The 6,244-nt window shown below is 55.3% G+C and carries 5 protein-coding genes; 1 reads left to right on the forward strand and 4 read right to left on the reverse strand.

What is annotated here, in order from left to right; all coding sequences use genetic code 11:
* The 3 genes from ACOSYY_RS14805 to accC all read right to left on the reverse strand — a co-directional run.
* A partial coding sequence (locus tag ACOSYY_RS14805) for an alpha/beta fold hydrolase (protein WP_421663300.1) occupies positions 1-714 on the reverse strand: 714 nt, incomplete at its 3' end.
* Entirely contained in the window at positions 689-2,644 is a 1,956-nt protein-coding gene (gene oadA, locus ACOSYY_RS14810; protein WP_421663302.1) for a sodium-extruding oxaloacetate decarboxylase subunit alpha, read from the reverse strand. The genes oadA and ACOSYY_RS14805, both read right to left, overlap by 26 nt.
* Before the next feature lie 44 nt (positions 2,645-2,688).
* Positions 2,689-4,107 (reverse strand): acetyl-CoA carboxylase biotin carboxylase subunit, encoded by a 1,419-nt coding sequence (gene accC / locus ACOSYY_RS14815; RefSeq protein WP_421663303.1) that lies wholly within the window; start codon positions 4,105-4,107, stop codon positions 2,689-2,691.
* 353 nt (positions 4,108-4,460) lie between these two features.
* Between accC and ACOSYY_RS14820 the strand changes: the two genes are divergently transcribed.
* The gene (locus tag ACOSYY_RS14820) at positions 4,461-5,444 is read left to right on the forward strand and encodes a hypothetical protein (protein WP_421663304.1); all 984 of its coding nucleotides are present in this window, start codon (positions 4,461-4,463) and stop codon (positions 5,442-5,444) included.
* A gap of 193 nt (positions 5,445-5,637) precedes the next feature.
* Here the strand turns inward: ACOSYY_RS14820 and ACOSYY_RS14825 are convergent, their stop codons facing one another.
* Positions 5,638-6,003 carry a hypothetical protein gene (locus ACOSYY_RS14825; RefSeq protein ID WP_421663305.1) on the reverse strand — a complete coding sequence of 122 codons (366 nt, stop codon included), beginning with the start codon at positions 6,001-6,003 and terminating at the stop codon, positions 5,638-5,640.
* Positions 6,004-6,244: the final 241 nt, after the last annotated feature.

Here is a 6,244-nt window from a genome sequence, read left to right on the forward strand (position 1 = left end):
TTCGATAACGGCGGGCGTGAGGAGGCGGTGGTCATGCACAATTTCCTTTAAGACCGACTCAGTGACCAGCCCGCCGAATAGCCAGTTACCGAAGGAGACCAGCCAGAAAGGGGCTCGAGATTCCAACGCTTGCCTGAAAGACCGGCTGGTGAGCTTGGCCATGACGTGAGACGGTAACCCGCCGATGAGCACGAGTTTGTCGACGCGGGTCGGATGGTTCAATGTCATTCCTATGGCCAACCCGGCGCCCATAGAATTGCCGACCAATGTCGCGTGAGGAATCCGCAGGGCGTCCATAAATCCGATACAAAAGTCCAACATCTGATCCGGTAGGTACTCAATGTCCGGTTTGTCGGACAATCCGGAGCCGGGTAAGTCGAGCGTCAGGATACGGAAGTGTTGTGACAAGGCATGCTGCTGATGTTCCCATTGCCACATGGATCCGCCGAAGCCATGGATCAAGATGACCGGCGGGCCGTTGCCGATATCGAGATACGCGATCCGTTGATCATGGACCAGAACGGTTTTGATCGGAATGCGTTCTATCGGGGTACGTTCTAACGTTTCAAAATAGGGTGGAATCTGCAAAGACGGAGCACAGGAGGTCATGAGATAGGATACGAGGCACAACGAGAGCGGCACAAGCCGCCGGATTTTGCAGGGATGGGAGATTGAGCCGATGATGGAACTACTCCAGTTGAATGACTGTTTCATCCGTCTTCACATTGTCACCTTCGGCAGTCAGGATCATCGCGACTCTCCCATCGATCGGCGCCGGCACCCGGCTTTCCATCTTCATGGCTTCGATGATCAACAGAGGATCGCCGGCCTTGACGCGATCGTCGACCGCCACCAAAATTTTCACTACTCGGCCTGGCATGGGCGGAGCCACATCGCCCGGCTTCGAAGGTCTGGGACGTTTTGGTTTTCCTCCCGATTCGGTTTCATGGGACTCGGGGACACCGGCGAGCACCTCTTGGATGGGTTCGAGCGACACTTCTTCGAGCTTATCGTTCACACGAATGTAGTAGGGCTTCCGTCCGTCGATTTTTCGGCCGGAGCCGGAGACTTTCACATGATAGGTCTCCCCATGCACCGTCACGTTGAATTCCACCGGAGCCAGGTGGAGTTCATGAGCGGTCGCAGGCCCTTTTGCCGAGCCTAATTCAAGCGGCTCAGGAGTCAAATCGCCATTCTCTCGGGCTTCGAAAAAGTCTCGCGCAATGGCGGGAAACAGCACGAACGACAGTTGGTCCTCTATGGTCTGAGCCGAGCCCGGCAGCTCTTTTTTCGCGTCATCCAATTCCGGCTCAAGCCGATCAGCCGGCCTGGTTTTGATCGGCGTTTCATCGCCGGTCGCGCGGGCCATGACGTCGAGATCAACTTGTCCAGGGGCACGGCCGTACAATCCCAAGAAATAGTTCTTGGTTTCGGTGGTGATGACTTTGTAGCGCTCCCCGGTCAGCACATTGAGTGTCGCCTGCGTTCCGACGATTTGGCTGGTCGGGGTGACGAGCGGAGGATAGCCCATTTCTTTCCGCACGCGCGGGACCTCATCGAGGACCTCCTTCATCCGGTCCAGCGCGTTCTGCTCCGTCAGCTGGGCGGCGAGGTTCGACAGCATCCCGCCGGGAATCTGCGACATGAGAATTTCTGCATCCACGCCGGTAAAGTCGCTCTCAAATTGTCGATATTTTCGGCGCACCATTCGGAAGTGCTCGGTGATCGGCTGGAAGGATGCGAGCTCAAGCCCCGTGTCGTAGGGTGTATTCTGAAGTGAAGCCACCAGCGTTTCCGTCGCCGGATGGGAGGTTCCCCCTGCCAGCGGAGAGATGGAGGTGTCGAGCATGTCGAGACCTCCGAGGATCGCCATCAACGAGGCCATGGAAGCCATGCCTGACGTGTAATGCGAGTGGAGATGAAGCGGGACCTTGACGGCGGCCTTCAACCGGCGCACCAAATGGTATGCGTCGAGGGGGGCCAAGAGCCCGGCCATATCCTTGATACAAATCGTATCTGTTCCCAGATCTTCCATTTTCTTGGCCAAATCCACAAAACGGTCGATGCTATGGACCGGACTGACGGTGTAGCAGATGGTGGCTTCCGCATGTTTCCCGCAGGCTTTCACTTCGCTCACGGCCCGATCGAGATTGCGCACGTCGTTGAGGGCGTCGAAGATGCGGAAGACATCGATGCCATTCGTGGCCGAACGTTCGATGAACCGTTCCACCACGTCGTCGGCGTAATGGCGATAGCCGACAAGGTTTTGCCCGCGCAACAGCATTTGGAGCTTGGTGTTGGGCATGGCGGCCCGGAGCGCGCGAAGCCGTTCCCAAGGATCTTCTTTTAAAAAGCGCAAACAGGTGTCGAAAGTGGCGCCGCCCCATACTTCCAGCGACCAATAGCCGACCGCGTCGAGCTTTTGCGCGATGGGCAGCATGTCTTCCGTGCGCATGCGCGTCGCCAGTAAGGATTGATGGCCGTCTCGCAGCGCGACATCCGTAATCAGGACCGGTTTGCCTGCCGCCGGCGTGATTGCGAACTCGCTGGAACGGGACGCGACACTTTTCGAAGTCTTGATCGCCGGAGCAGAGGATTGGGGTTTTTTCTGATGTTTCTTTGTCGGGGGTCGTCTTTTCATCATGATGTTTAGTGCATCTCTTTGGAAAGCAGCGGGGATTGTTCGAATTAGAGCCCTTCGTAGGCGGCAATCGCGGCAGACAGCGCTAAAACCAGGTCCTCCGGCTGCTCAAATTCGTGGTACGAGTACAATTCAGGGTGGGTGTCCAAATATGACGTATCGAAGCGTCCCGCAATGAAGTCCCGTTCCTGCATGATCGCTTCCATGAACGGAATGGTGGTTTTCACTCCCCGGAGCACGTACTCTTCGAGGGAGCGGCGCATGCGGCTGACGGTTTCTTCCCAGGTGCGGCCCCGGACCGTCAATTTGGCCAGTAGGGCGTCATAATAGGGCGGCACGGTGTAATCCTTGTACACGGCTCCGTCGATACGGACACCGATTCCACCGGGAGAGAGGTACGCCGTCACGGTTCCCGTACAGGGAAGGAAGTTATTTTTCGGGTCCTCTGCATTGATCCGGCACTGAATGGCATGACCTTGCAGGATGACGTCCTTTTGCTGGATGCTCAACGGCAGGCCCGCCGCGATTTTAATCTGATTCCGCACGATGTCGATGGCCGTGATCTGCTCCGTCACCGTATGTTCGACTTGCAGGCGCGGATTCATCTCGATGAAGTAGAATTTACCTTCTTGATCGAGCAGAAACTCCACGGTTCCCGCGTTGTCGTAGTTTACCGCGCGCGCGATGGCGATGGCGGCGTTGCCCATCTCTTCCCGGAGCTCCCGTGTCAGAATCAACGACGGGGCGATTTCAATCAGTTTCTGGTGACGTCGTTGGATTGAACAATCGCGTTCATTTAAGTGAATGATGTTTCCGTGCCGATCTCCCAGTATTTGAAACTCAATATGGTGCGGCCGCTCGATATATTTTTCGATGAAGACGCTGCCGTCGCCGAAAGAGGCTTGAGCCTCGCGCGCAGCGACTTCCATGTTCTCTCGCAATTCATCGTCGGATCGGACCACACGAAGTCCGCGGCCGCCTCCGCCGGCGCTCGCCTTGATCATGACCGGATAGCCTGCTTTTTTTGCGAACGCCAGGGCTTCTTTGACACTGGTAATGGCCCCATCCGTACCGGGCACGATCGGAACGCCGGCCGATTCGGCGAGCTCGCGCGCTTTGACCTTGCTGCCCATGAGAGTAATGGCATGCGTAGAAGGGCCGATGAACGTAATGCCCGAAACCTGACAGAGTTCAGCAAACTCCGCATTTTCGGAGAGAAAACCGTATCCTGGATGAACGGCATCCGCGCCGATTCGTTCGGCTAAATCCACAATCTGTTTGCTGTCAAGGAATCCCTTCACCGGACCCGGTCCGACCAGGTAGGACTCGTCGGCTTTCTTCACGTAGATCCCGGTTGAATCCGCTTCGGAATAGATCGCGGCGGTCGCGATGTTCAATTCGCGGCAGGCGCGGATGATCCGCATGGCAATTTCCCCGCGATTGGCGACTAGGATTTTCTTGAACATGACTGAGCCTGTCGGTTCATGCGGAAAAGGAATGAATCTGGAAAACGAACGCGTAAGCTAGCATAGGATCAAGAGGTCTGTCGAGGGAGAAGCGCCCGCTAGAAGTGAGAATCGTTCATCAAAGCGAAGAGTTGCTCTCATTTGTTGTCAACCAATTGGGTCGCCACACGCACAGGAGTTCTATAGAATGCCTCAGGTTTGTCATGATGGTACGGCAATTATTCCTCACGGAGAGAGAGCCCGCATGGTTAGGACCCATTCTTGTTTCAACGAGACAACAGTTCAGCAAGATTGGGAACGGGCACAGGACGATACTGCGATTCTGTCGCAAGGCAGAATCCACTCGGCGAACGATGGCGAGATTGATCGCCTTCCTCGGATTGTTCTTGCTCGGCGGCACTGTTGCAACTCCGGCATGGAGCGAGACTCCCGCACCCTCAGTCCATTGGGGAAGTATGGCTTTCCCCGATCAGTATTCGACGTTCACTGGAGGGTTGACTCTCAATCGATTTACTCCGACCGACGGTTTGGGAAACACGTATGATTCCACGGTTGGAACTACGCTCGGCTTCAATATGATTACATTCAGTTGGACTCAACATTGGGGCGGAAATTGGCAGAACTGGAGCACGAACCTTACAGCGGGGATCAGCCCGACGGGAGACGAACCCACTCAATATTTTCAAAATAATGTCGTGCATCAGCTTCGCCAACTGCCGACGGTTCCAACGGTGGACCCTCGAAAAGAGACCGATGTGATGATCGATGGGTCCATCACGCGATGGTTCCCTTTGTTCCGTCCGAAAATAGTGTTTGTCGGAGGTGGGTTTTCCGTCGGAACGATGTATCAACAGGGGTTCCTTCGTGCCGGTATCCGGCGGATGCCGGTCACGCCGACTCTGTATCATAGTGAACAGTGGGGCGATGTGAGCTTGCGGGCATCGGTCTTGGGACGGATCAGTTATCAGGACAATGGAGCCGTCCTTCACTCAATCAGGCATACAGCTGGATTGGTACAGCCATCAGTGGCCATCGGTCAGTATAGGATTACCGAGAAAGGTGAAACGATTCCGACTTGGGAAATCGAACTCGCCCTCATGTGGGATTCCGGGATTTTTGTGAATGTGGAAGGTATGAGCCAGAAGCAGTTTGCTTGGTCGATTGCCGGTTCATTCGGGCCGGTCCGGTTCGAAACCTGGAACGATAGCATGGGCAACATTGCCGAGCGCGACTTCGGTCCGACCTATGGCGCGACACTGACCCTTGATGTCCTCCGACTCTGGAACTATATTCAGCATCGACGGTCGAGATCTTCTGCCGACCAACCCGCCTTATGATGTTTCTCAGAGGTGCATTTTCTTCAGTTGGGGATCTTCACAAGTGGACGGTCGAGAAACGGCTTGCGGTTGCGCGTCCATTTTGCTCTTGTCTAGAAGACTCCTGACGTACCAAGCGTAGAGCAGCGACAGGAGCATAAAGTTGGGGATGAGAACGCCTGGCGCCATCCATTCCCAGCCGTCGAATTTCCAGTCAGACAAAGGCCACAGCACCGGAGTCGGAAAAAAGGCGTAAGAATGCAAAGGCATATCGGTCAGGATATGCAGCCCCCCATGCGCGGAGTTCCCATACCGGTCGTTTCAGAAAGAGCCACACGAGGAAGAAGACTGCGAGAAATACGACAAAGCGATGGGTGTAATTGTAGAGGTGATGGACATAGTGAGGGATGGTCGATTCCGGGGGTGTGCCATGCCTGAAATCGGGTTTCGGCGACAGACCCAGTGTAGCCGTGACGTACAAGACCCCGAATGATGACAGGTCCGGCGCCATGCCGATGGCGAATGCCAGCCCGAAACTCGATCGGCTCTTCCGCCGAACGCAATCGAACCCCGAGACCATGTGATACGAAGTCCATCAGTGCTCGTCGCGAAAGCGCAATGACGATACTCTATCACGGCGCATGGTCGCTCTATAGCGACAATAATTGGGGTTCAAAGGATATGAATATCCGATACGGACTGCTTATGACGAGGATACAAACTGCAGAGACAGAGGCCGGTCAGTAGGAAGAGTTGGACCGTGGTTATGTAGCCCGTCGTCTCCTAACAAATGCTCCGATTCTAGCGGAAATGATTGATGG

This window comes from Nitrospira sp. BLG_2, assembly GCF_049222245.1.